This window comes from Paenibacillus sp. FSL R5-0914 (assembly GCF_038004525.1).
Classification (GTDB): Bacteria; Bacillota; Bacilli; order Paenibacillales; family Paenibacillaceae; genus Paenibacillus_AQ.
Window position 1 is genome coordinate 1,464,959 of sequence record NZ_JBBORH010000001.1, and the last position, 25,514, is coordinate 1,490,472.

16 protein-coding genes and 1 riboswitch are annotated in these 25,514 nt (G+C 46.4%); of the genes, 11 read left to right on the forward strand and 5 right to left on the reverse strand.

What is annotated here, in order from left to right; all coding sequences use genetic code 11:
• Window positions 1-36 precede the first annotated feature (36 nt).
• The 3 genes from MKX60_RS06300 to MKX60_RS06310 all read left to right on the forward strand — a co-directional run bounded on the left by MKX60_RS06300 (window position 37) and on the right by MKX60_RS06310 (window position 5,004).
• Window positions 37-360, forward strand: coding sequence for an L-rhamnose mutarotase (locus MKX60_RS06300; RefSeq protein ID WP_042192298.1), 324 nt, complete (start codon window positions 37-39; stop codon window positions 358-360).
• Window positions 361-582: 222 nt separating this feature from the next.
• Complete coding sequence (locus MKX60_RS06305; protein WP_042192295.1) at window positions 583-1,737, forward strand: cation:proton antiporter; 1,155 nt, start codon at window positions 583-585, stop codon at window positions 1,735-1,737.
• Window positions 1,738-1,989: 252 nt separating this feature from the next.
• On the forward strand, window positions 1,990-5,004 hold the full coding sequence (locus tag MKX60_RS06310) for an efflux RND transporter permease subunit (RefSeq protein ID WP_341059337.1): 3,015 nt from the start codon (window positions 1,990-1,992) through the stop codon (window positions 5,002-5,004).
• A 178-nt stretch (window positions 5,005-5,182) separates the two neighbouring features.
• Here MKX60_RS06310 and gcvPB read toward each other — a convergent pair whose 3' ends face one another.
• The 3 genes from gcvPB to gcvT all read right to left on the reverse strand — a co-directional run bounded on the left by gcvPB (window position 5,183) and on the right by gcvT (window position 9,211).
• Window positions 5,183-6,643, reverse strand: coding sequence for an aminomethyl-transferring glycine dehydrogenase subunit GcvPB (gcvPB, locus tag MKX60_RS06315; protein WP_076286983.1), 1,461 nt, complete (start codon window positions 6,641-6,643; stop codon window positions 5,183-5,185).
• Entirely contained in the window at window positions 6,640-7,992 is a 1,353-nt protein-coding gene (gcvPA, locus tag MKX60_RS06320) for an aminomethyl-transferring glycine dehydrogenase subunit GcvPA (RefSeq protein WP_341059339.1), read from the reverse strand. Before gcvPA ends, gcvPB begins: the two co-directional genes overlap by 4 nt.
• Window positions 7,993-8,098: 106 nt before the next feature.
• Window positions 8,099-9,211, reverse strand: a complete 1,113-nt coding sequence (gcvT, locus tag MKX60_RS06325; RefSeq protein WP_340973127.1) for a glycine cleavage system aminomethyltransferase GcvT — start codon at window positions 9,209-9,211, stop codon at window positions 8,099-8,101.
• A gap of 185 nt (window positions 9,212-9,396) precedes the next feature.
• A riboswitch (glycine riboswitch) is annotated at window positions 9,397-9,495 on the reverse strand.
• Window positions 9,496-9,673: 178 nt separating this feature from the next.
• Here gcvT and gcvH point away from each other — a divergent pair.
• Window positions 9,674-10,066: a glycine cleavage system protein GcvH gene (gene gcvH / locus MKX60_RS06330; protein ID WP_076286985.1), complete on the forward strand. Its 393-nt coding sequence runs from the start codon at window positions 9,674-9,676 to the stop codon at window positions 10,064-10,066.
• Between the two features lie 456 nt (window positions 10,067-10,522).
• Here gcvH and MKX60_RS06335 read toward each other — a convergent pair whose 3' ends face one another.
• On the reverse strand, window positions 10,523-11,359 hold the full coding sequence (locus tag MKX60_RS06335) for a flagellar motor protein MotB (protein WP_042192284.1): 837 nt from the start codon (window positions 11,357-11,359) through the stop codon (window positions 10,523-10,525).
• Complete coding sequence (locus tag MKX60_RS06340) at window positions 11,356-12,138, reverse strand: flagellar motor protein (RefSeq protein ID WP_076286986.1); 783 nt, start codon at window positions 12,136-12,138, stop codon at window positions 11,356-11,358. The genes MKX60_RS06335 and MKX60_RS06340 overlap by 4 nt, the downstream gene beginning before the upstream one ends.
• 277 nt (window positions 12,139-12,415) lie before the next feature.
• Between MKX60_RS06340 and uvrB the strand changes: the two genes are divergently transcribed.
• From uvrB to galU, 7 genes are all read left to right on the forward strand, one after another.
• On the forward strand, window positions 12,416-14,407 hold the full coding sequence (gene uvrB / locus MKX60_RS06345) for an excinuclease ABC subunit UvrB (protein ID WP_042192280.1): 1,992 nt from the start codon (window positions 12,416-12,418) through the stop codon (window positions 14,405-14,407).
• A gap of 118 nt (window positions 14,408-14,525) precedes the next feature.
• Window positions 14,526-17,399, forward strand: a complete 2,874-nt coding sequence (uvrA, locus tag MKX60_RS06350) for an excinuclease ABC subunit UvrA (protein WP_341059340.1) — start codon at window positions 14,526-14,528, stop codon at window positions 17,397-17,399.
• A gap of 710 nt (window positions 17,400-18,109) precedes the next feature.
• Window positions 18,110-18,319: a hypothetical protein gene (locus MKX60_RS06355; protein WP_042192275.1), complete on the forward strand. Its 210-nt coding sequence runs from the start codon at window positions 18,110-18,112 to the stop codon at window positions 18,317-18,319.
• A gap of 129 nt (window positions 18,320-18,448) precedes the next feature.
• Complete coding sequence (locus tag MKX60_RS06360) at window positions 18,449-19,582, forward strand: S1C family serine protease (RefSeq protein ID WP_445670743.1); 1,134 nt, start codon at window positions 18,449-18,451, stop codon at window positions 19,580-19,582.
• A gap of 27 nt (window positions 19,583-19,609) precedes the next feature.
• Window positions 19,610-21,523 carry a stalk domain-containing protein gene (locus tag MKX60_RS06365; RefSeq protein WP_341059342.1) on the forward strand — a complete coding sequence of 638 codons (1,914 nt, stop codon included), beginning with the start codon at window positions 19,610-19,612 and terminating at the stop codon, window positions 21,521-21,523.
• A 205-nt stretch (window positions 21,524-21,728) separates the two neighbouring features.
• Entirely contained in the window at window positions 21,729-24,251 is a 2,523-nt protein-coding gene (locus tag MKX60_RS06370; protein ID WP_149645277.1) for a DUF3656 domain-containing U32 family peptidase, read from the forward strand.
• 315 nt (window positions 24,252-24,566) lie between these two features.
• The gene (gene galU, locus MKX60_RS06375; RefSeq protein WP_042131276.1) at window positions 24,567-25,454 is read left to right on the forward strand and encodes a UTP--glucose-1-phosphate uridylyltransferase GalU; all 888 of its coding nucleotides are present in this window, start codon (window positions 24,567-24,569) and stop codon (window positions 25,452-25,454) included.
• Window positions 25,455-25,514: the final 60 nt, after the last annotated feature.

The window sequence follows — 25,514 nt, forward strand, 5'->3', positions numbered from 1 at the left end:
ATGTGCAATAGAGGACATTTCTAGGAGGATGAACAGATGAGCAGCAATAAATTGGCTTGGACATGGCGGGTGAAGGAAGAATGTCTGGAAGAGTATGTAGCGATGCATTTAAATCCTTGGCCAGAAGTTTTGGAGGAGCACAGTAAGGCTGGTATTTCTAACTACTCCATCTTTCAGAATGGTAATCAATTTTTTTATTGCTTTGAATGTGAGGATACAGAAGCGGCTTTCGATTACATTGCTAAAAGTGACGCCTGCAACCGATGGAATGCCATTACTTCAAAGATGGTTGAAGGGTCATTTGATTTCAATGATGAGGTGCCAATGTTGCCTTTACGTGAAGTGTTCTATCTAAAATAGTGAAGCTGATTCTTTATTAACTAAAATTTGCATAAGGTAAAATATCGGCGTATTTTGTTTACAGTCTTTTATATTACGGTTATAATATATTTAATATTGTTTAATTGAATAATTTTTTGTTTTTTGGAGGAGCCTGTCAACAAGGGCTCCTCTTTGTCTTTTTTTGGCTTGGAGATGTCCCTGGTTGGCAGTTCTTATATACAACAAGGGAGTGGATGAAACATGGAGTTTGTTCTATATCTTATGCTGATTATACTATTCACCAAGCTAGCTGGTGATTTATCTGTACGACTGGGACAACCGTCGGTACTGGGTAAGTTAATTGTCGGTATTATACTAGGTCCTGCGGTACTGGGTTGGATTCAAAATGGAGAGTTTATTCATTATTTTTCGGAGATCGGTGTTCTATTGTTAATGTTTATAGCAGGGCTTGAGACTGATCTGGATCAACTGCGCAAGAACTGGAAGTCAGCTTTCGCAGTAGCCGTCGGAGGTATTATTTTACCTTTTCTAGGTGGATTCGCCATCGGAGAAATGTTTGGTTTTGCTTATCATAATGCTATGTTTATGGGTGTCATTCTTAGTGCAACATCGGTCAGTATATCGGTCCAGGTACTGAAGGATATGAATAAGTTGAATACACGTGAAGGTTCTACCATTCTGGGAGCCGCTGTAGTCGATGATATTCTGGTTGTTATTTTGCTCGCTGTATTAATGAGCTTTTTCGGCACAGGAGAATCAGTGTCCATTGGTCTTTTAATTACGAAAAAAGTGTTGTTCTTCGCTGTAGCGCTTGTTGTGGGTTGGTTCGTTGTGCCGCGGGTTATGAAATGGATGGCTCCGTTAAAGGTGACAGAGGCTGTTATCGCAGCGGCGCTAATGATTTGCTTTGCGTTCGCGTATTTTGCTGAAATTATGGGGATGGCAGGCATCATCGGTGCTTTTGCAGCTGGGATTGCTATTTCACAAACCTCCTTTAAGCACACTGTGGAATCTAAGCTTGAGCCTATCGCCTATTCGATTTTTGTTCCGGTCTTCTTTGTCAGTATCGGACTTAATGTTTCCTTTGAAGGGGTTGGCAGTCAACTAGGATTCGTCCTCTTGTTGACGGTGATTGCCATTCTGACCAAGTTGTTTGGTGGCGGTCTGGGGGCGCGTCTTACAGGATTTAATAACCATTCGTCGCTTATTATTGGTTCAGGGATGATTTCGCGGGGTGAGGTTGCATTGATCATCGCGGCAACAGGTCTGCAAAGCGGATTGTTGCAGCAGCAGTATTTTACTTCCGTAATTATTGTTGTCATTGTAACTACACTTGTAACACCACCACTCTTAAAATATATGTTCCGCGATCCAGTGCGCGCTAAACAAAAATAATAATCATAGCAAAAGGGTGTCTCGAAAGCCATTTTACATGGCTTTTGGGGTGCTCTTTTTTTGTTTGCTCTAATTCCCTATCCTTCGGAAGGAGAAAGCCCCCCGTCTTAAGACTGAGTATAAAACCAGCCGTAGGGCTGTTTTGACTTCGACCAAAAATGTCTAAACTAAATCTCGGGATGGAAAATAATACATAATGGGGCAGTCATAAGAGGAGTACCAGAAATATACGGGGTGGAAGGGGAAACGATAATGAAATGGTTAACCAAATGGTCGTTCGGTAACAAGGCGGCGGTAGGGCTTTTAGTAGTAATGGCGCTTGTAGTGGGAGGGCTGAGCTACACTTCGCTACCGATGGAATTTATGCCAGAGGCAGATAATCCGCAAGTGACTGTAACGGTGCTCGGTCCGGGTCAGGATGCCCATGCGATGGAGACGAAGGTTACGAAGCCGATTGAGGCTGGGGCCGCTTTTGTAAAGGGAAAGAAAGAAATACTGTCCACTTCCGGAGACGGATACGCACAGGTGAATATTTTTTACGACTCAAAAACAAATATGAAGGATGCAGCTGGGGAGGTGCAAAAGGTTGTAGATTCGTTGCAGTTCCCTGAAGGTGTGATGGCCCCTTTTGTACTTCAACTGAATACTTCCATGATTCCTGTGTCGCAGGTCACCCTTTCGTTTGACGAAGGTCTGACTAAAGAAAACCTTAAGCTTGCGGAAGAAACGATCATTCCAGAGATGCAACAAGCAGAAGGTGTAGCCAACGTCGCCTTATATGGGAAAGTAACTCCGCAAGTGCGAGTGAAGCTAGATCCAAAATTAATGGCTGAGAAAGGAATTACGACACCTCAAGTACTAGGGTTACTTCAGGGACGTAATGTATCGGCATCTCTTGGAGAGCAGACGATTGGTGGTCAGACAGGTAACGTTAATGTGGTTTCTACAATTGATAGTATCGATACTCTAAAAAAGCTACCCGTATCCTCGGGTGTTAAGCTGCAGGATATTGCTGCCATCGAATTGAAGGAAGATCAAGAGAGCGTTAGCCGCTCGAATGGGAAAGATGTTCTTTTCGCCATAGTAACCAAAGAAGCTAATGCGAATGCAGTAAGTGTCGGAGAACATATAAAGGATACCGTAGCACATATTAACAAAACCATTCCAAATGCAGAGGCAGCGGTCGTATTCAGCACATCAGATATGGTGGTTACCTCGGTGAATAGTATGATGCGTGAAGTATTGCTCGGCGCGCTGTTCGCGACGATCGTAATTTTACTGTTTCTACGCAACCTGCGGGCAACCCTGATTACGGCGGTTTCTATTCCGCTTTCACTAGCGGTTACCTTATATCTGCTTGATATATCCGGCATAAGTCTGAATATTATCACACTCGGAGGTGTGGCCGTTGCGGTCGGTCGCTTGGTTGATGATAGTATCGTAGTGATTGAGAACATTTACCGTAGGCTGCAAAAAGAACCCTTCTCCCGTGAAATGATTATAAGCGCAACTGGGGAAGTGGCTAGAGCGATTACTTCATCTACGATTGCAACGGTAGCGGTATTTCTGCCGATGGGTCTTCTGCGTGGTAGTTTACAGGCGTTCCTACTTCCGTTTGCCTTAACGGTCACGTATTCACTGTTAACTTCACTCGTTGTAGCTTTGACGGTGGTTCCGCTGTTAAGCTCATGGCTGCTGAGAAGAACTTCAATGAAAGAACACGAGCCGTCTAAATGGTTCACCCGATTCCTCGATTGGAATTTGCGCCGGAAATGGATTACTTTATCGCTAGGTCTTCTCCTTCTGATTGGCTCTATCGCTGCTTATGTGACTATGCCAAAAGGTGCGCTTGATGCTTCAGATGCCAGCTATGTCTCTGTTCAGTTGAATTATCCTAAGGATGTTCCTGTCAAAGAGATTTTAGAAAAAGGAAAGCAGTTAGAGCAAGATTTGATGAAACAGCCTGAAGCGGAAACGGTGATCATGCAATCAGGGAACAGTGCAGATGCGGCCCAGTGGGGGGCCGTCAGCTCGGAGACCTTAGTGGACTATACCGTTGTGATGAAAAAAGGTGCGGATGCGCAAGGCTTCATCGATCATGTCCGTGATGTGAAGGATTCCTACGCTGGGGCAACACTTGTTGCTAATCAAATGAGTATGATGGGTTCAAGCTCCACTAGCGAATATATTGATATCGTGGGTGATAATCTTACAGATATTACTGCTGTTGCAGCAGAAGTTACGAATAAGTTGAAGACTGTGGAGGGGATTCAGAAGGTCAGTAGTAATATGGAGGATACCAAACCTGTCTTTACATTTAAGGTAGATCCAGCACAGACCAATGCACAAGAAATTACCATGCAATTGTCGGCTATGCTGAATCCGATCCCTATGGGGCAAATCGAACTGGACGGTACACCTGCAGGAGTAGTGTTAGATCCTATGGCTGAGCCTAAGACAGAGCAAGATTTAAAGGCAATGACGCTCATGACTGCTGAAGGTCCAAAGCCGTTGTCACAACTAGCAACCTATGAGGTTCGGAATGAACCAGCACTGTTGTTCCATAAAGATGGGAAGCCATATGCGAGAATTACAGCGGAAGTGGATCCGAAGAAGGTGTCTGAAATCGGAGCGGATATTAAAAAGCAAACCGATAGTCTTACCCTTCCAAAGGGTGTGACTCTATTTGCAGGCGGAGCCTCGGTTGATCAGTCAGAGGATTTCGCTGACCTTGGTATGACAGCGCTGATCTCCATAGGGTTGGTGTATCTGATCATGGTCCTCACCTTCAAAACCCTTCGTGCTCCGCTGGCAATCATGTTCTCCTTGCCTTTGGCTGCGATTGGGGCGATTGTTGGACTGATCGTATCCGGCGTAACACCTGATTTCACTGCCCTGTTCGGGGCTCTGATGCTAATTGGTATCGTAGTCACGAATGCGATTGTGCTTATCGACCGTATTAAGCAGAATGAAACGCATATGGGTATACGCGAAGCCATTCTGGAAGCGGCCGGAACACGGATGCGCCCGATTCTGATGACGGCAATTGCTACCATTTGCGCCATGACTCCACTGCTGTTCGGCCATGCCGAGATGGGCAGCATCGTCTCGCAAAGCTTGGCGATTGTGGTCATCGGTGGCTTGACCGCGGCAACGCTGCTTACGCTGGTTGTGGTTCCAGCGATTTACGAGCTGTTCTACTTCCGTAAATCGGCTAAGGAGCGCAAGGGCGTAGTGAAAGTAGAAACTCCGACGCATGGTGCGTAATATCAAAAAGTTATAGTGATAAACAACTGAAACAGGCCCTTCTCAGACATTTTTAATGATGCTGGGAAGGGCCTGATGATTTAGAGGATGAGAACTTTTCGTGTAGTTGGACAGTGCGAAAAGCAGGCCGACGATACTTGGTATCGTGGCCTGCGTTTTTAATACTACTCATTAGCTGTTAACCGCAAGAACAATTCAATACCGGCTTACGCGCAGCCTGTGTCTCATCCAATCGGCTAATTTCTGTGGTATGAGGTGCGTTGATTACGATTTCCGGTGTCTCCTGCGCTTCTTTTACGATCTGGATCATCGTATTAATGAAGCCGTCGAGCGTTTCTTTACTTTCCGTTTCCGTCGGCTCGATCATCATACATTCCTCAACAGTCAGAGGGAAGTACACGGTTGGCGGATGGTAGCCGAAGTCGAGTAATCGTTTAGCAACGTCTAAGGTGCGTACACCATACTGCTTGAGGTTTTTGCCGGACATTACGAATTCATGTTTACATACGCCCGGATATGGGATTTCAAAATACGGCGCCAGACGGTGCATCATATAGTTCGCATTCAGCACGGCATTTTCGGATACCTCACGCAGTCCGTCTGGACCATAGGTGCGGATATAGGCGTAGGCACGAACGAGAATACCAAAGTTGCCGTAAAAAGCTTTCACGCGTCCAATCGATTCAGGACCGCCGAAGTCGAGTGAGAAGCTGCTATCTTCGTTTTTCACCACAGTTGGTTGTGGTAGGAACGGAATCAAGATTGATTTTACGCCGACAGGTCCGGCTCCAGGGCCACCACCGCCGTGCGGGGTGCTCATTGTCTTATGCAAGTTCAGATGCACCACGTCAAAGCCCATGTCGCCAGGGCGGGTAATGCCCATAATAGCATTGGAATTGGCTCCATCGTAATAGAGTAAGCCGCCTGCTTCGTGCACGATCTCAGCAATTTCGACGATTTGGGTCTCAAACAAGCCGAGTGTGCTTGGATTGGTCAGCATCAATGCGGCTGTGTCACTGCCAACAGCTGCTTTGAGTGCTTCAAGATCAACCATCCCTTTATCTGTGGAAGGGATCGTGATCGTTTCAAGTCCTGCTGCTGAAGCACTAGCAGGATTGGTGCCGTGTGAGGAATCCGGCACGATAACCTTCGTGCGGGTCTCGCCGCGGCTTTCATGGTAGGCGCGGATCATCATGAGGCCGGTCCATTCACCATGAGCACCTGCGGCAGGCTGTAAAGATACAGCATCCATGCCGGTTAGTGCGGATAAGTCATTTTGCAGGGTATACATTAATTCCAGTGCACCTTGAATGCTTTCTTCTGGCTGGTAAGGGTGGATCTTAGCTAGGCCTACGATGCGGGCAACATCTTCGTTAATCTTCGGATTGTATTTCATCGTGCATGAACCGAGTGGATAGAAGCCGTTATCTACACCAAAGTTACGGCGTGACAAGGAAGTGTAGTGGCGAATGACATCCACTTCCGATACTTCTGGAAGCACGACGGGTTCGCTACGGAGTAAACCTGATGGAATCAGAGATTCTAAGCTTTCTTCCTGCGGCACATCGCATAGTGGCAAAGAATAGGCCGAACGGCCGGGACGGCTTAATTCAAAAATTAGACTTTGCTCCGGTTTCATAAACAGCCCTCCAGTGCGCTAGCGAATTGGTCGATTTCGTTTTTGCTTCTTTTTTCCGTAACGGCTACCAGCATATGTCCAGCAAGTTCAGGATAATCACGGCCCAGATCATAACCGCCTAGATAACCTTCCTTCAGCAGCTTCGAATTAATTGCACTTACGCTGCTTCCTTCCGGAAGCTTCACGACAAACTCGTTAAAGAATGGGGAGGAGAAGGTTAGTTCAGCCCCTGTTAGTTCGCTTAGTTTATTAGCGGCGTAATGGCTTTTACGAATGTTCAGCTCGCCTACTTCACGCATCCCTTCTTTACCCATTACGGACAGGTAGACGGATGCGCAGAGTGCGAGCAGCGCCTGATTGGAGCAAATATTCGATGTCGCTTTTTCACGACGAATATGCTGCTCACGAGCTTGGAGTGTCAGAACGAAGCCGCGTTTACCGTTACGGTCAACAGTTTGACCAACGATACGACCTGGCATGCGGCGCATTAAATGCTCTGCTACAGCGAAGAAGCCACAGGTTGGACCGCCGAGGGAAGCTGGAATACCGAGTGGCTGAGCGTCACCGACTACGATGTCGGCTCCGAGCTTACCTGGTGTTTCTAGAATGCCAAGAGCGATCGGATTTGCACTGACGACGAACAATCCTTTAACGGCATGGATCAGCGGCTCAACGGAGCTAAGATCTTCGATGCTGCCAAAAAAGTTAGGCGATTGCATCAGTACTGCAGCCGTATCACCATCAATGGCCTCAGCAAGCTTAGCCTGATCGGTAACACCGTCTCTATAGTCAATCTCCACTACCTCAAGACCCCAAGCATTAGCCGATGTGCGTAACACTTGGCGCGCTTCAGGATGAACGGTGCGGGAGACAATTAATTTTTTGCGTTTGGTGGCACCAGCTGTGAGGACTGCTGCTTCGGATAATGCGGTTGCGCCATCATACATACTGGCATTGGCAACTTTCATACCGGTTAGTTCGCAAATGTAGGATTGGAATTCGAAGATCGCTTGCAGTTCGCCTTGGCTGATCTCTGGTTGGTAAGGAGTATAAGCAGTGTAGAATTCCGAACGGGAAATGACATGGTTGATCACCACGGGGATGTGATGGTCGTATAATCCGGCGCCGAGGAAGCTGGCGTGCGAATCGAAGTCAGCATTTCGGTCAGCGAGACCTTTCATGTGACGTAGCAGGGCGTACTCATCGAGCGGTTCAGACATCGGCATAGTGCCTTGATAACGGACGGCTTCAGGGATATCGGAGAACAGCTCATCTATGGACTGAATCCCGACGGTTTCCATCATCTCTACGCGGTCCTGTGCTGTCATGGGCAGATAACGGTGCTTCATTAAGGTTTCACTCCTTGGCTTTTTTAAAATATAAGAAAGTACAATTTTCACGTTATACTTTATCCTTTTATTTCTCGCTTAAAAGTTCACCGTCCTAATATGGACGCTAAAGGCGTTTATACTTGTAAAAAGGGGCCTTAATCACGACAGCTTTAAGCTGCTTGCCACGTATCTCTACGAAAACCTCTGTGCCTATTTCACTGTAAGCTGTATCAAGCAAAGCTAATCCCAGGTTGCGTTTCAGCGTTGGAGATTGGGTTCCGGTTGTGACCTCTCCGATTTTGATGCCGTCCGCATAGACTGGGTAATGGGAGCGTGGAATGCCTCGATCAATCATTTCTAGACCGACAAGACGGCGGGGGAGACCCGCTTCTTTTTGCTGTATCAACGCATCGCGTCCGATGAAATCCGCTTTGTCCAGCTTCACGAAGAACTGTACTCCAGCTTCAAGAGGCGTGATGTCAGCCGACAGCTCCTGACCGTACAGTGGCAATTTTGCCTCGAAACGAAGCGTATCCCGTGCGCCCAGTCCAGCAGGTGTTAATCCGTGAGGAGAGCCAGCTGCGAGAAGGCCGTTCCATAACGTTGCTGCCACATCCAGCGGAGCGTAAATTTCGAAGCCATCTTCACCGGTATAACCCGTACGGGAGATCAGTACTTCTACACCGCAGACGGTTGCGCGTTCGATGAAGTGGAAAGGCTTGAGCGTTGAGATCGGTGCATCAGTAACTTCTGCGAGTATGGTCTCTGCCAGCGGACCTTGCAAGGCGAGCAAAAGCGTCTCGTCAGAGACATTAGTGAGTGTGACTTCACCGAATTCAGAGGTCAGATGCTCTTGCAGCCACTGGAAGTCCTTATCGATGTTGGAGGCATTTACGACAAGCATATAACGGCCTTCACTTAGTCGATACACGAGTAAATCGTCGACCACCCCGCCGTTTGGATAACAGAGCAGCGTATATTGTGCCGCACCATCGGTAAGGCGGCTGACATCGTTGGTCGTCATTTTTTGTAAGAAGGCTTCAGCGCCGCTTCCGATCACCATGAATTCACCCATATGCGATACATCGAACAGTCCAGCCTGCTGGCGAACAGCCTCATGCTCCTTCACGATACCTGTAAACTGTACTGGCAGCTCCCAGCCGCCAAAATCAATGCACCTGGACTCCGCATAAGCGGAATAGAGATCATAAAAAGGCGTTCTTTTCAAAGCATCCATGTCGTCACTCCCCTAGTCTGATTACATACGAAAAAAAGGACAGGCAGAAGCAATCATGCATAAATGCACTAATCGCTTTCTGCTCTGTCCTTTGTACCTGAGAGTTACCCTGCGTAACTAACATGCAAGTTTCCCCGTTGGTGACCTGACGCACTCAGCCTCGCGTCTGATGCTCTCCAGAGGTACGTCCGACAAAGGTCCTTTTGCCTGAGAGATTCACCCCTGTTAGGGCTTACTCCTTCGGCGCCGTCTTCAAGTGAGACAGTCTCTCCCTATGCCATCATCCGCAACTGTATTTGTTTCTTATGTCTCCATTAAACGGGTATAGGAGGGCGCTGTCAACAAGAAAAAGTCAAAAAAACGACAAATTTATTTTACTTTTAGTAATATTGACATTATGCTCCGCGATCACTTAGGCTATAACTAATTTAGAATTCCAATTTGGAAATGAGGCGGCTTGAAATGAGTGAAGTTTTAGATAACCTTCTTTACAGCGAAGAGCATGAGTGGGCACAGCAAGTGGAAGGACGCGTAGTACGTGTTGGGATTACGGATCATGCTCAGCATTTGTTAGGCGATATCGTATTTGTGGAATTTCCTGAAGTGGGTTCGGCCATTTCAGCTGGCGACAGCGTAGGCAGTATCGAATCCGTTAAGACCGTATCGGAACTCTATTCACCCGTCTCTGGGAAGGTTACCAAGATTAATGATGGTTTAGAAGCTAGTCCAGAGCTAATTAATGATAAGCCGTATGGTGAAGGTTGGATTTTTGAAATTGAAGTGGACGGAGAGTATGCTGATGCTGTAAAAGGACTGCTAGATGCAGCTGGATATCGTGCATTGGTAGGGGAGTAATTCTAATTTTTTTCTGAATATTAATTTCACCGAATGTGATATTTATAGCAGCAAGTTTCCGTTTTTGGGGACTTGCTGTTTGGTGTTTTTATATAGATAGTGGTGGTGATTTTTGAGTTAAATCCTGGGACTCTTTAGAATTATGGGATTTTATTTAAAAGCGAATCTACTGATTGTGGAATTAGGGAAAACCTCCCTTATTTTAGACGAATATAGCGTGACACAAAGGGTTTTAGGGAATTCCTCCCTAAAATTTCAGTGAAAAGCGCTATTTCTGACTAAATAGGGTATTAATCAGGGAGGAATTCCCTAATTCTGCGCCTGGACAAGGGAATAGGCAGATAATCAGGGAGTATTTCCGTAATAAATAGTGGCGAGCCCATTTTGGTATGTTGATAAGCAGATTCGCTCCCGCACAGGCCTAGCTATTGTAACTAGCTCTGAGTAAAACATTTTTTAGGCACCCTCTTGAAGCTGCCGCAGCACAATGATCTCTACACGGCGGTTCTTTTGCTTACCTGCAGCTGATGTGTTCTCCGCGGTGGGCTGGGTATCAGCATACCCTGCATATTGAAAATTGTCGGGGTTCAACCCTTCATGATCTAAGAAAAAGCGAAGCACTGACAGCGCACGAGCACCAGATAGCTCCCAGTTGTCGTTATAGTGAGAAGCCGAAGATACTGGAGTATTGTCGGTATGTCCTTCAATGCTGATCTTTGCGCCGATATCGCTGAATAAGCCAGATAACTGCTGAAGAGCAGGCAGGGCTGGAGACTTCAGGTCTGCCTTACCTATATCGAAGAGAAAACGGTCACTGAGTGTGATTTCTATCCCCTGCGGTTTGTCGGCAACAAAAATTTGTTCTCCGAGATTATTTTCCTCTACATAGTTCGTAATCACACCCATTAATTCAGCAAGTTTAGCCTCTTGTTCTCGAAAAGCAAGTTCACGTGCCGAAGGTGTTTCGTTCTCCGTTTGTTCAGCAGATCCATCATTCGGTCTCGCAGTTGCAGCTGCATTCCCATTCCCGTCTGTACTTTCCGGTTTGTTCTCAGTTGATTTCCCAGCATCTAAAATGCCGTTCCCACCCTCAAGGACAGTGCTGCCAGATTTGAAGGTCTCGGATAACGAGCCTGTCACGATGTTATATTTGTCAGTATCCAGGCTGCTCATCGCATACAATATAACGAAAAAAATAAGTAAAAGTGTAATTAGATCAGCATAAGTAATCATCCAACGGTCGCGGCTTTCCCGAGTCTCTACACGCCGCTTGCGCCGGTCTCTTTGTCTCATAGAAGACCTCTAGTTTCCGCACGGTCATTCGTGTCCGTGTCTGAGATGAATGAGTTCAGTTTTTTACGCACCAGCAAGGGGTGATCCCCGTTCTGCAAAGAAAGAATGCCGACGAGCAGCATTTCCATACTATGTAGCTGGCTTTGACTGCGGGATTTGATTTTGGAAGCGATGGGTAAAAATATTAAATTAGCGATGGCAACACCGTACAATGTTGCGGTAAATGCCACTGCGATAGATGTGCCCAGATTTGACGGATCTGTAAGGTTGCCAAGTACACGGATGAGCCCCATCACCGTCCCGATAATTCCCATCGTTGGTGCATATCCACCTGCAGCTTCAAAAATCTTAGCATAGTTCTCATGCTTCAATTCTTTAGCATCCATTTCTAATTCAAGGATCTGTCTTACCTGCTCAGGATCAGTGCCGTCGACAATAAGAAGTAGACCTTCACGTGTAAAAGGGTCCGGATGTTCTTCAGCTTGTTTTTCTAACATTAGAACGCCGCCGCGACGGGCCACGGTTGCCATTGCAATAAGTTCTTCTGCTTTTTCTACATCACGATCAGGGTTGCTACCGAAAGCCATGCGTAATGCTGTTGGAATGGAGCGCAGCTTAGATGCCGGGAAACTGATCATAACGGCGGCAAACGTACCCCCGAACACAATCAAAGCTGCATTAAGCTGCAGCAGTCCTGAGAGGCTTCCGCCTTCCCAGAGATAGCCGCCGATTAACGCAGCCAGTCCAGCCAATAGGCCGATTATTGAGGTAATATCCATGCTTCAAGCTCCTAACATTTCTATGTATTATGGTTTGCAACGATCTAGGCAACACTGTATAATGAACGGGAACACATATTCTTATCTTCCATATTTTTTAATTATAAGAAAGTATAAGTTTCACGTTATACTTTAATCCTTATAATTCTCGCACAAACGCTTAACGTCTTTTAGAGACGCCAAAGGCGTTTTAGCTTGCCATCGTATGGAGAGAGAACATTCAGACAACAATTATAATATATTAATCTAGTTTAGACGATAGAGGGGAGACGGGCAAATGAGTGATATTGTCGTCAGTACAAAGACTTTTGAATTGGAGTCCGAGTATACACCCCAGGGCGATCAGCCTCATGCCATAGAGGAATTACTACAAGGCATCCGGCAGGGCAAGAAGCACCAGACGCTGCTGGGCGCGACGGGTACGGGTAAGACGTTTACCGTTGCACAAGTTATTTCCAAATTAAACCGCCCGACGTTAGTTATTGCGCACAACAAGACTTTGGCTGCCCAACTGGCGAGTGAGTTTAAGGAGTTTTTTCCGCATAATTCGGTAGACTATTTCGTCAGCTACTACGACTATTACCAACCAGAGGCGTATATTCCCTCCTCCGATACTTATATCGAGAAAGACTCCAGTATTAATGAAGAGATTGATAAATTGCGCCACTCCGCAACGAGCTCCTTGTTCGAACGGCGTGACGTTATTATTGTGGCGAGTGTGTCTTGTATTTACGGCCTCGGTTCGCCGATGGAATACGGAAGCTTGCTTTTGTCCTTGCGGGTAGGGATGGAGAAGCCTCGAAATGAGATTTTGAGCAGGCTAGTGGATATCCAGTACCAGCGTAATGATATCAATTTTGTACGCGGAACCTTCCGTGTACGTGGTGATGTGGTTGAGATTTTCCCGGCATCTCAGGGTGAGCATGCCATTCGGGTCGAATTGTTCGGTGACGAAATTGAGCGAATCACTGAGATTGATGTACTGACGGGTGAACTGATCGGGGAGCGCGATCATGTCGCTATTTTTCCGGCGTCTCACTTTGTTACCAAGGAAGAAACGATGCGAGTGGCACTGGTCAACATTGAAAAAGAGCTGGAAGACCGCTTAACGGTTCTTCGTGACGCAGGAAAGCTTCTTGAAGCTCAGCGTCTGGAACAGCGGACACGTTATGATATTGAGATGATGAAAGAAGTGGGCTTCTGCTCTGGGATTGAGAACTATTCCGGTCCGCTCACCTTCCGTGAACCAGGGGCAACTCCGTATACATTAATGGATTATTTTCCAGATGATATGTTGATCATTATTGATGAGTCCCATGTAACACTTCCACAGATTCGGGCGATGTATAATGGTGACCGGGCGCGTAAGACGGTACTGGTAGAGCATGGTTTCCGTTTGCCGTCTGCGCTGGATAACCGTCCACTCCAGTTCGAGGAATTCGAAGAAAAAGTGAAGCAGATCGTATATGTTTCAGCGACACCAGGACCCTATGAAATGGAGCACTGCGACACCATGGTGCAGCAGATTATCCGGCCTACAGGTCTTTTGGATCCGATCATTGAGGTTCGTCCTACAGAGGGACAAATCGATGACTTGATTAGTGAAATTCGTGATCGGGTGGAACGAGACGAACGCGTACTCGTCACAACGTTGACGAAGAAGATGTCAGAGGATCTGACGGATTACTTTAAGGAAATTGGGATTAAGGTTCGTTATATGCACTCTGATATCAAAACGCTGGAGCGGATGGCGATCTTACGTGATCTTCGACTTGGTACATTCCATGTTTTGGTAGGGATTAACCTGCTAAGAGAAGGTCTCGACCTCCCGGAAGTATCGCTGGTCGCTATTCTCGATGCGGATAAAGAGGGCTTCCTTCGTTCCGAACGCTCCCTAATTCAGACGATTGGTCGTGCGGCCCGTAACTCCGAGGGTCGTGTAATCATGTACGGTGATCGAATCACTGATTCGATGGAGAAGGCGATGAGCGAAACGTCGCGTCGTCGCGCCATCCAGATCGCCCATAATGAGAAGCACGGCATTACCCCAACCACCATTAATAAAAAGGTGCGTGACATCATCGAGGCAACGAAGGTTGCCGAGTCCAAAGCGGATTACCTCACGGGTGTTGGTGGCAAGATGAATAAGAAAGAGAAACAAAGCCTGATCCAGCGTCTGGAAGCCGAGATGAAGGACGCTGCGAAGAACCTGCAATTCGAACGCGCGGCAGAGCTGCGTGACGCATTGTTGGAGCTCCGGGCCGAGTAATAAACCTTAAATGCATCACCGATATTTAAAATAAGTAATTGAACGGTGCTGTCCTGGCCGTTCTTTTTGAATAAATAGAAAACAGCTTTGATATTTGATTCATTAAGGAGAGGTTCCGTTGGCGAACGATAATATTGTAATTAAAGGCGCGAGGGCGCACAATCTCAAAAACATCGATGTGACGATTCCACGTGACCGTTTCGTCGTGCTGACGGGGCTGAGCGGCTCGGGTAAGTCTTCGCTTGCATTTGATACGATTTATGCTGAAGGACAGCGGCGTTATGTTGAATCCTTGTCAGCTTATGCTCGTCAGTTCTTGGGGCAAATGGAGAAGCCGGATGTGGATTCGATAGACGGATTATCTCCGGCAATCTCTATTGATCAAAAGACAACAAGTCGCAACCCGCGCTCCACAGTTGGTACGGTTACTGAGATCTATGACTATCTCCGGTTGCTTTTTGCTCGAATCGGTCACCCTCATTGTCCAGAGCATGGAATTGAGATTACTTCCCAGACCGTTGAACAAATGGTAGACCGGATTATGCAGTATCCAGAGAAGACTCGTTTGCAAATCCTAGCGCCTATTATTTCAGGACGTAAAGGTGAACACAAAGGACTCTTCACAGATATTTCTAAGCAAGGGTTCGTACGTGTGCGTGTGGACGGTGAGCTAAGAGATCTGTCTGAGGATATTGAACTTGAGAAGAATAAAAAACACACCATAGAAGTTGTTGTAGACCGGATCGTCGTTAAAGACGATGTGGAGACCCGGCTGACGGATTCACTGGAGACGGCACTTAAACTTTCGGGCGGTAAAATCCTTGTGGATATCATCGGTCAGGAAGAGCTTCTGTTCAGCTCTAATTTTGCTTGTCCGATTTGTGGTTTCAGTATTGAAGAGCTGGCACCACGTATGTTCTCCTTCAACAGTCCGTTTGGAGCCTGCACAGAGTGCGATGGACTTGGAATGAAGATGGTGGTCGATCCAGATCTGCTTATTCCTGATGCTGAGAAATCCATTGAAGAAGGTGCTTTTTTAGCTTGGACTGGAAGTACTTCTAATTACTATCCGCAATTTCTGAAGTCCGTGTGTGAGCATTTTAATATTCCACAGAACGTTCCAGTGAGCAGTTTAACACCTGATCATATGAATAAACTACTGCATGGTACAGGTAGCGAGAAGGTTCGCTTCAAATATGAGAATGATTTTGGACAAAAGAAAGATGCGATGGTTGCTTTTGAAGGGATTATTCCGAATCTGGAGCGTCGTTACCGGGAGACCGCATCTGACGGTATTCGTGAATTTATCGAAGGATTTATGAGTGCTAAGCCTTGTCATGTCTGTAAGGGCAAACGTCTGAAGAAAGAAATTTTGGCGGTGACGATCAACGAGCAAAATATTTCGGATATTACCGATCTCTCGATTGGTGACTGTCAGCATTGGTTTGAAGAAATAAAGTTAAGTGAGAAAGAGACAGCTATCGCCAATCTCATTCTTAAGGAAATCTGCAATCGTCTGGGATTCCTAGTGAATGTCGGACTGGACTATTTGACACTTAGCCGCGCAGCAGGCTCGCTATCTGGTGGTGAAGCACAGCGTATCCGGTTGGCCACTCAGATCGGTTCCAGTTTGATGGGTGTACTGTACATTCTGGATGAGCCAAGTATTGGTCTGCATCAACGGGATAATGATCGCCTGATCTCTACGCTTGCTCATATGCGTGACCTAGGCAATACGTTGATTGTTGTAGAGCATGACGAAGATACGATGATGGCAGCGGACTATATTATTGATATCGGACCGGGTGCGGGTATTCATGGTGGACAAGTTATGGCGCAAGGAACACCGGAAGAGATTATGAAAGATCCGAATTCCTTAACCGGTGAATATTTAAGCGGTCGTAAGTTTATTCCAGTTACCGCTAAGCGTCGTGCTACCGATGATCGTTGGATAGAAATTCGTGGCGCTAAAGAGAATAACCTGAAAAATGTGAATGTGAAGATTCCATTGGGTGTATTTACGGCGGTGACTGGTGTGTCGGGCTCCGGTAAATCTTCACTTATTAACGAAATTCTGTACAAGAGCTTGGCACGACAGCTGAATAAGGCTGTGAAGGTGCGTCCGGGTCAGCACAAAGAAATTCGTGGCTTGGAAAATCTCGATAAGGTTATTGAAATCGACCAATCGCCAATTGGGCGTACACCACGCTCTAACCCAGCAACCTATACTGGCGTATTTGAAGACATTCGTGATCTGTTCTCGAAGACGAATGAGGCAAAGGTACGGGGGTTCCAAAAGGGACGCTTTAGCTTTAACGTAAAAGGCGGACGCTGTGAAGCTTGCCGTGGGGACGGAATTATCAAGATTGAGATGCACTTCTTGCCTGACGTATACGTTCCTTGCGAGGTATGTAAAGGTAAACGTTATAACCGGGAAACACTAGAAGTGAAATATAAAGGGAAAAACATTTCCGACGTGTTGGAGATGACTGTAGAGGATGCTACAGAGTTCTTCGTGAATATCCCTCGTATTCACCGTAAAATGCAAACGCTGATGGATGTGGGTCTTGGCTACATTAAGATTGGTCAGCCAGGTACAACATTATCCGGTGGTGAAGCGCAGCGTGTGAAGTTGGCTTCCGAGCTATACCGTCGTAGTACCGGTAAGACACTCTATATTTTGGATGAGCCTACAACAGGTCTGCATGTGGACGACATTGGTCGTTTACTAGAAGTATTGCACCGCTTGGTGGATTCCGGAGAATCGGTTCTTGTCATTGAGCATAATCTGGACGTTATTAAGACCGCTGATTATATCATCGATATGGGACCAGAAGGCGGCAGTGGCGGCGGAACCGTACTGGCAACAGGAACACCAGAGAAGATCATTACTGTTACGGAGTCTTACACAGGTAAGTATCTGAAGCCAGTTCTGATTCGTGATACAGAGCGTACTGAAGCGCTTATGCTTGAGACGGCGGAAACTACCTAAGCTATAAATAGCTGGATAGTATAACTACTAAATAATAAAGGTCGCGGCAATTTGCCGTGGCCTTTATTGTTTGTTGTCCAAAATTATTATTTTGGGAAAACAATTGATCGGTACAATTGCTGGTAGTCACCAGTAAATTAGAGCCTTTATCCGTTCTGATGTGAGTTTTCTAGTAAACGTTATATGACTCCTATAAAAAGAATACTAAATAATAGGCGGGATAGGCATATGTAGGGCATGTCCGTCGTAAGATTTAATGAGGAACATGCTGTTGCTGTAAGTATACTTAATGGGTAATAGAATAACTGTAGGCTCAATGGTTCCTTGAAAAATAAATAACTATTTGTAATATACATTTTGTTCTATTAAAAGCTTCAGCTACTAGATTGGGGAAGCAGCCTTAGAACTAAAATCAAACCGATAATCGGCTAATTTGAGGGGGCTTAATCCATAACTGATACTTCATTTCATCACCTTCAAAAAATAGAGCATTACTCGTTAGGGTTGTATCTCTTTTGCCGGAAAACATCAAACGTCAATGAACAAAATCAATAATTTATCCGATTTTGCAGTAATAAAATATTTTTTTTGCGACAAATACATAATTTTTCTACAAAACCTATTGCATCGCCCAAATGGTAGCGATAACATAGAAGAGGATATGGGGAATACTGGATCTTGCTTGACAACATTTTTGAGGAGGTAAGGTAATGCTACTTGCAGAAGTTGCCGCGCAAGGACCGTCTAAATTTCATACCTTTGATGTTTTTATGATTTTATTCACTATCCTAATTTTGGTTGGAGTCGTTCGGTTACTGAGAGCTCCCCAAAAGAACAAGTTCGCCATTGCTTTCGGAGCGGTTAGTTTGTTGGTTTTTATAATCTCTGACTATGCCATGGTGATGCATTGGTTAAGTTAACGGAAGAATTAAATTGAACAGCTTTGCACCAAAAGACTCCTTTAACGCCGTGGGCGCATTGAAGGTGTCTTTTTTTCAAATTATATAATGTAAAATTAATCCATTCGCAGAGAGAGGGTCTGGTGAAGGTTGATGAGGATTGGGGAGAAGCTGGTGAAGAAAGGAATGGGCTTGCTGCTGTGCGGTTTGTTGCTGTCAGGAGTATGGAGTGAGTCGGTTTATGCGTTGGGTGATACGACTAAGACGGTTAGCGCGGCGACCACAACCCAGAGAGACAAAATCAAAAATTCAACAGCAGCGGAAGACCCCGTACCAGGGATTATTAAAAGTATCACCCCCTCCGTAGTGGGCATTATCGGCAAAGACGATAGTGGGGGGGCTAGCGGACCGGATGATCGATACAATCTGACGCATGGTTCTGGCATTATTGTGAAATCGAATGGATGGATTGTAACCAATGCACATGTCATCAAAGATCTGCAGAATGCCTTGGTAGTGACGTCGGACTCCAAAACCTACAGCATTAAAGAAACATATCTAGATGAAGTTAGTGATCTGGCCCTGATCAAAATCAATGCAACCTCCCTTAAACCTGCAAAGTTTATTCCATCGACCGGCAAAACCGTTGTTGGTGAGAAGGTAGTGGCCGTCGGAACACCGATTAGCTTTTCTCTAAGGAATTCAGCGACCGTAGGGGTTATAAGTGGCCTTAACCGTGAAGTAGCTGCGGCTTATCGTCTGATCCAAAGTGACACAGCGATTAATCCCGGGAATAGCGGGGGGCCGCTAGTGAATATGAAGGGCGAAGTGCTGGGAATAAACAGCCTGAAATACTCAGCGGTGGGCGTGGAGAATATGGGCTTCTCAATACCGTCGGATACCGTGCAGTATATTATGAACCAGCTTTTTAAGTACGGTGAAGTAAAACACCCGAGTCTTGGATTGGAGTTAGAGCCGAGTTGGTCCTCGATTGTGGGCTTGCCAACGCTTGATCCCCTGACTGTAACCAAAGTGATTTCTGCTGAAGCACGCAAGGCGGGTGTTGCCGAAGACGACGTCTTGTACAGCATTGACGGCCACCGTGTGGTCTCACTAGTTGAGATTAATGAATTGTTTAAAAGCTATTCTCCAGGTACAACGGTACGACTGGTTATGCAAAGTGATGGGGATATCGTCATCCGTAAGCTGGTGCTCACTCAGGGTGATCCCCTATTAAGTGAAGAGGGTGCAGGAGCAGATGGAGACGAGCATACGGAAGAGTGATCAGAAAACTCGAGAGGGGGACGGAAAATGGGCTTTAAAGTTTTAAAACAAGGATTGTGTGCGATGCTGGCCTTATTATTGCTATTTTCTATATTACCGATACCAACCGCACGGGCAGCAGAAACAGATAAGCTGCAGCTGAGTCTTAAAGTTGGCAGTACTTCTGCTACGGTGAATGGCAAGAAGGTGACTATCGAGCGGCCTTATATGGAGAACGGAACGGTTATGGTACCGCTCGGGGTTTTTAAAAAGACATTTGGCAGCACGGTTTCCTTAGAAGGAAATGATGTAGTGAAAGTAACGTACGGCTCTCATACAGGGTTAATGACGATTGGTAGTATTAGTGCCTGGAAGGATGCGACTAAAGTTAAACTCACCTCCGCGCCTCGGATGGTTTCAGGTGTGTTGATGGTGCCGCTGCGTTTTGTGGCGAGTGTACTGGGTGCAACCCTCTCCCAGGGTAACGGTGGTGAGCTGATCATTACCTTAGCTCCTGCTGACAATGAAGGCGATGTGCCAGTGGATACTGGTATTGATAGCGATGTGGGGAAGACGCAAATTGGGAACAGCTATTATCGATGGACACTAAATTATCCGTCTGGACTGATTGCTGGAAATAGCGGTGGTGATGAGAGTGTGGCTACCTTCTCCAGTGCGGACAATCTTTATTATTTGGAGATTCATGCAAGTGATCAGGCAGTTGCTGTTGATGCAGATGGGCTATTAGAACAACTAGTCCGGGAAGTCGAGTTAGGCAGTGAACTGATATTAGACCGGGAGTCGTTCCCGAAAGCCTCTGTACCCTATGCACGATTGGTCAGTAAAGATTCTAGCGGAGCACTCTGGGAAAACAGGCTGATCTATGCTGAAGGTAGACTTTACGAGATTTATTTGACGGATGAGAAAGCCACTAATTATAAGGATTTAGCCAAATATGCGGGGTTACTGAGCTCTTTTCGGCCCTCTTTTGACACTAAAGATAACAAAATCCGTGATCTCTCTACCGTAAAGAATGGCTTAAGTGAAGCCTATAATGAGGACTATGGTATCTCACTACAGGTTCCTGCCGCTTGGACTAAGGATGACCAGCATTTTTATTATGAAAGCAAACATGGAAGTCATTTGAGTGTGGCGATTACATCGGCACCTGCTGGTTCTACACTAGAGAGCTGGGCTGAAGAGTTGAAGACAAAAACGCAGGAGAACTTTGTAGCGGACGCTTATGTTTTTAAGGATAGCATGAAGTCTGAAATCTCCGGCGTACCTGCGCAAATAAGTGAGACACAGCTGAATTTCGGCAACGGTTGGGCGACAGAATATCAGGCAATCGTGCTCAAGAATGGGTACCGTTACTATTTTGAATATGTGACACCTCCTGGACAAGAAGACGATAAGACCAAATTCAATGCTATTATATCCTCCATTGATATTGATTTTGATCTGTTGAAGGAGAACTTCGGGCGACTCGCTAGCGATGACTATAAGACAATCAAGAATAAAACGATAACCAAAGTATCCAAAAGATACGGCTATGCCATCGACATTCCACGTTTATGGACACCCAATCAAGATGTATTCGAGACACAGTTGGTAGAGTATTGGTTCATCGGAGGACGTTTCCAGATTAACTCGAAACCTGAAAGCTCAGTCGATTATGCGGTGAATATGCTCAAAGATTCTTATCAAAATAAAAATAATGATCCTAAAGGTCCTCGCATTGAAAGTATAGTGGAGTCTACCTTTGCCGGTGTTCCTGCTACGAACCTTACTGTGCATCAAATCAAGAATGGTGTTCCTGTCCGCAGTAAGCACGTTGTTTTTGGTAAAAATGAGGTGGTCTATACGATTACTGTTACGCTGAATGATGCCAATGCTACTGCAGAACAGCAAGCTTTGTTGGATAAAACGCTGCAGTCGTTTCGGTTTACAGGGAATGAGTAGTTTAGAGGTGTTTGGAGTTCATGACTAACTAATAGTAGAGTGTGATTCAATTAGATGAGAACGTCCTTGTAGCCAAAATGGCATGGGGCGTTCTTTCTTTATATAAATGTTGGTAAACACATGGCGCTGAGATGTGATATTTGATACAATTATCAAGTTAAGCAACTAGAAATGACCCGCCATATGGCGGTTTGGGAGGATATAAATGAAAGAGCAACAAATACGCAGAGAAGATGTGGAGCTATTGGCACCTGCAGGTGACTGGGACTGCATGCGTGCGGCGGTAGCAAACGGAGCGGATGCTATCTTTTTTGGCGTAGAGAAGTTTAATGCACGGGCGAGAGCGAACAACTTTCGCATGGACGAGCTGACGGAAATTATGGCGTTTTTGCATAGCTATGGTGTGAAGGGTTTCCTGACCTTTAATATACTGGTTTTTGAAAATGAATTGTCCGATGCAAAAGAACTGATTGACGCTTGTGTAGATGCTGGCGTGGACGCGGTGATTGTACAGGATTTAGGTTTGGTCAAAATGATCCGTGAAATCTCACCGGATTTCCCGATTCATGGATCGACACAGATGACTATTACTTCCCCGGAAGCGGTCGAGTTTACTAAGCCTTTCAGTTTGGAACGTGTGGTACTCGGTCGTGAGAACAATCTGAAGCAAATTAAGACGATTGGGGAGCAAGCCCGTCTGCCGATGGAAGTATTCGTGCATGGTGCTTTATGTGTCTCTTATTCGGGTCAATGTCTGACTTCGGAAATGTGGGGCGGACGTTCCGCCAACCGCGGTGAATGCGCTCAAGCTTGCCGTCTGCCTTATGATCTGATGGTGGATGGAGAAGTTAAACCTATGGGTGATGTGACTTATTTGCTCTCCCCTAAGGATTTGGCAGCTATAGATCTTATGCCTGAGTTGATCGAGGCGGGCGTAACTTCTTTCAAAATCGAAGGGCGCCTCAAGAGTCCAGAATACGTTGCGAATGTAGTTAGTAAGTACCGTAAAGCAATTGATCGGTATTTTGATGGCGATATGTCCAAACCATCGAAGGAAGAAGTTCGTGAACTGCAACAAAGCTTCTCCCGCGGTTTCACGCATGGTTTCCTAGATGGAACGAACAATAAAAAGCTTGTAGACGGCACTTTCCCGAAAAGCCGTGGTGTATATCTCGGAACGGTTGAACAAATTCTTCGTGATGGCGTTGTCTGCCGTATTCATGCACCGCTTAAGCGGGGAGACGGAATCGTGTTTGATGCAGGCGATCCGACGAAAAAAGAAGAAGGCGGACGCGTTTACGACCTTCGTCGTAAAGGTGTGAAGCTCGAAGGTGAAGCCGGAGAAGGCTGGATCATCGACATCGTAGCCGGTCGTAATGATGTGGATCTGCGTCGTCTAAATGTCGGTGATCGCATTTGGAAGACAAATGACCCTGCGTTAGACAAGGCGCTGCGCCAGACTTATGAAACCGAGAAGCCGTACCGGGTATTCCCGGTACATGTGCGAGTGCAGGGCTGCGTCGGCGAGAAGCTGACCACCTGGTGGACGGACGTTCAGAAGAACGTTACCGTCCGTGTAGACTCGGAGCTCGCGCTGGAAACAGCGCAAAAGCGTCCGATGGATGCCGCGCTGCTGGAAGAACAATTCGGCCGCCTGGGCGGGACCGTGTTCCAGCTTGACGCGCTAGAGTCGCATCTGCAAGGCGACGTGATCGTCCCTATGCGCGAGCTGAACAGCATCCGCCGCCAAGCGGTGGAGCTGCTTGCGGGCGAGCGCCCGAAACCGCCCGTGTACGTGAAACGGGCGATCGAGGTTTATGGCGACGCTACCCGCAGGGGCGTCGCTCCGCAGCGCGCTGGTGAAGCGGAGCTCACCGCGCTGTGCCGCAGCCTGCCGCAGGTGCAGGCTGCGCTCGAGGCCGGCGTGAGAAACATCTACGCCGACTTCGAGTTTATCAAGCAGTTCCCGGCAGCGGTAGATGCGGTACGGGCTGCAGGGGCCAGCATCGCGCTGGCCACACCGCGCATTCATATGCCGGGTGAGAACGGCTACCACGCCAATATTCTGCGCTTGCAGCCTGATGCCGTGTTAGTGCGCAATACCGGTGCGCTGTATTATTATCTGCGCCGCCGTCAAGAGCAACCGGATGCTGTGCATCCTCGCCTGATCGGCGATTTCTCACTGAATATCGCTAACCATAAGGCAGTGGACCTGTTCCTGGAGGCAGGCTGTGACATGGTAACACCATCCTATGACTTGAACATTCAACAGATGGTCGACCTGCTTGAGCACAGCGATACTTCTCGTATGGAGATCGTAATTCATCAGCATTTGCCGATGTTCCACACAGAGCACTGTGTATACTGTACCTTCATGAGTGAAGGTACAGACTTTACGAACTGTGGCCGTCCATGTGAAGAGCATCGCGCTTCTCTGCAAGACCGTATTGGAATGTCACATCCTGTTCGTGTGGATGAAGGCTGCCGTAATACCGTCTATAATGCAGTTGAGCAGTCCGGTGCGGAGTATTTGAACAATTTCCGTGATCTTGGCGTATCCTCGTACCGCGTGGAGTTCCTGGAAGAGACACCAGAGCAAGTGGCTGAGGTAATTAGCCTCTATAGCCGCGCACTTCGTGGCGAAATCTCTGGTACGCAGGTATGGAAAAGCTTGAAGGCTACCAACCAGCTGGGGGTTACACGGGGGCAATTGGTTAATGCGAAGTAATTAAGGTTAAAGAAATAGGGCTAGGCGACTACCAGAGGGTCTTCTGGTGTTGCTTGGCCCTTTTTTATAGATACGATCTCGTCCTCTTTGTTACTTGCATATACTAGATAATATATAGGTGAGAGTTAGCAAAGGGGGGGATCTTGTAAAAGACTTATATGATTCCTTCCTCTCCGATTTGATTGGAATAGATATACAAATATAACAAACACTCTGACATTAATCTGTTATAACTGCTATAATTAAAGGAAATATGCCATTTTACTATACAGAGTATTTAAGATGGAAGAGTAACCGACAGAAGGAGTTAATGTGATGAAGATCCGTAAAGCCATTATCCCCGCTGCAGGTCTTGGTACCCGTTTTTTGCCTGCAACCAAAGCAATGCCTAAAGAAATGTTACCGATAGTAGATAAACCAACGATCCAATATATTGTCGAAGAAGCAGTTGCTTCAGGAATCGAGGATATTATTATCGTGACGGGTAAAGGTAAACGTGCGATTGAAGACCACTTTGATAATTCTTTTGAACTGGAATTTAATTTAGCTGAGAAACAGAAATGGGAACTTCTTGAATCCGTTCGTAAATCCTCCGAGATGGCTGATATCCATTACATTCGCCAAAAAGAACCGAGAGGTCTCGGACATGCGATTTGGTGTGCGCGTAAATTCATTGGAAATGAGCCATTTGCTGTTCTGCTTGGTGATGATATTGTTGAGTCGGAGAAACCCTGTCTCAAACAGATGATGGAAGTATATGAACAGTACAAATCCTCTATTGTGGGTGTCCAACCTGTGCCTTGGGAAGAAGTTTCCCGCTATGGATTGGTGGATGGAACTGAGTTGGCTGAGCGGGTCTATAAGGCCAATCGCCTTGTAGAGAAGCCGAAGAGAGAAGATGCTCCTTCTAATCTAGCGATTCTAGGACGATATATCCTGACTCCACGCATCTTTGATATGCTTGGTGAGCAGCAGGTAGGCGTAGGTGGAGAAATTCAACTGACGGATGCCATTTCCCGCCTAAGTGAAGTGGAGCGGATTATTGCTTATGACTTTGAAGGTAAACGCCATGATGTAGGTGAGAAGATGGGCTTCATTCAGACCACTATTCATTATGCACTTCAGCATGAAGAGCTTAAAGATGACTTACTTCGTTATATGAAAGAGCTTGTAGATAGCGAAGTTGCTAAGGCTGGGCTTTAAATAGAACTCATATCATTGAAAAAAGCGCGCCGCTGTAATTACAGCGGCGCGCTTTTTTGA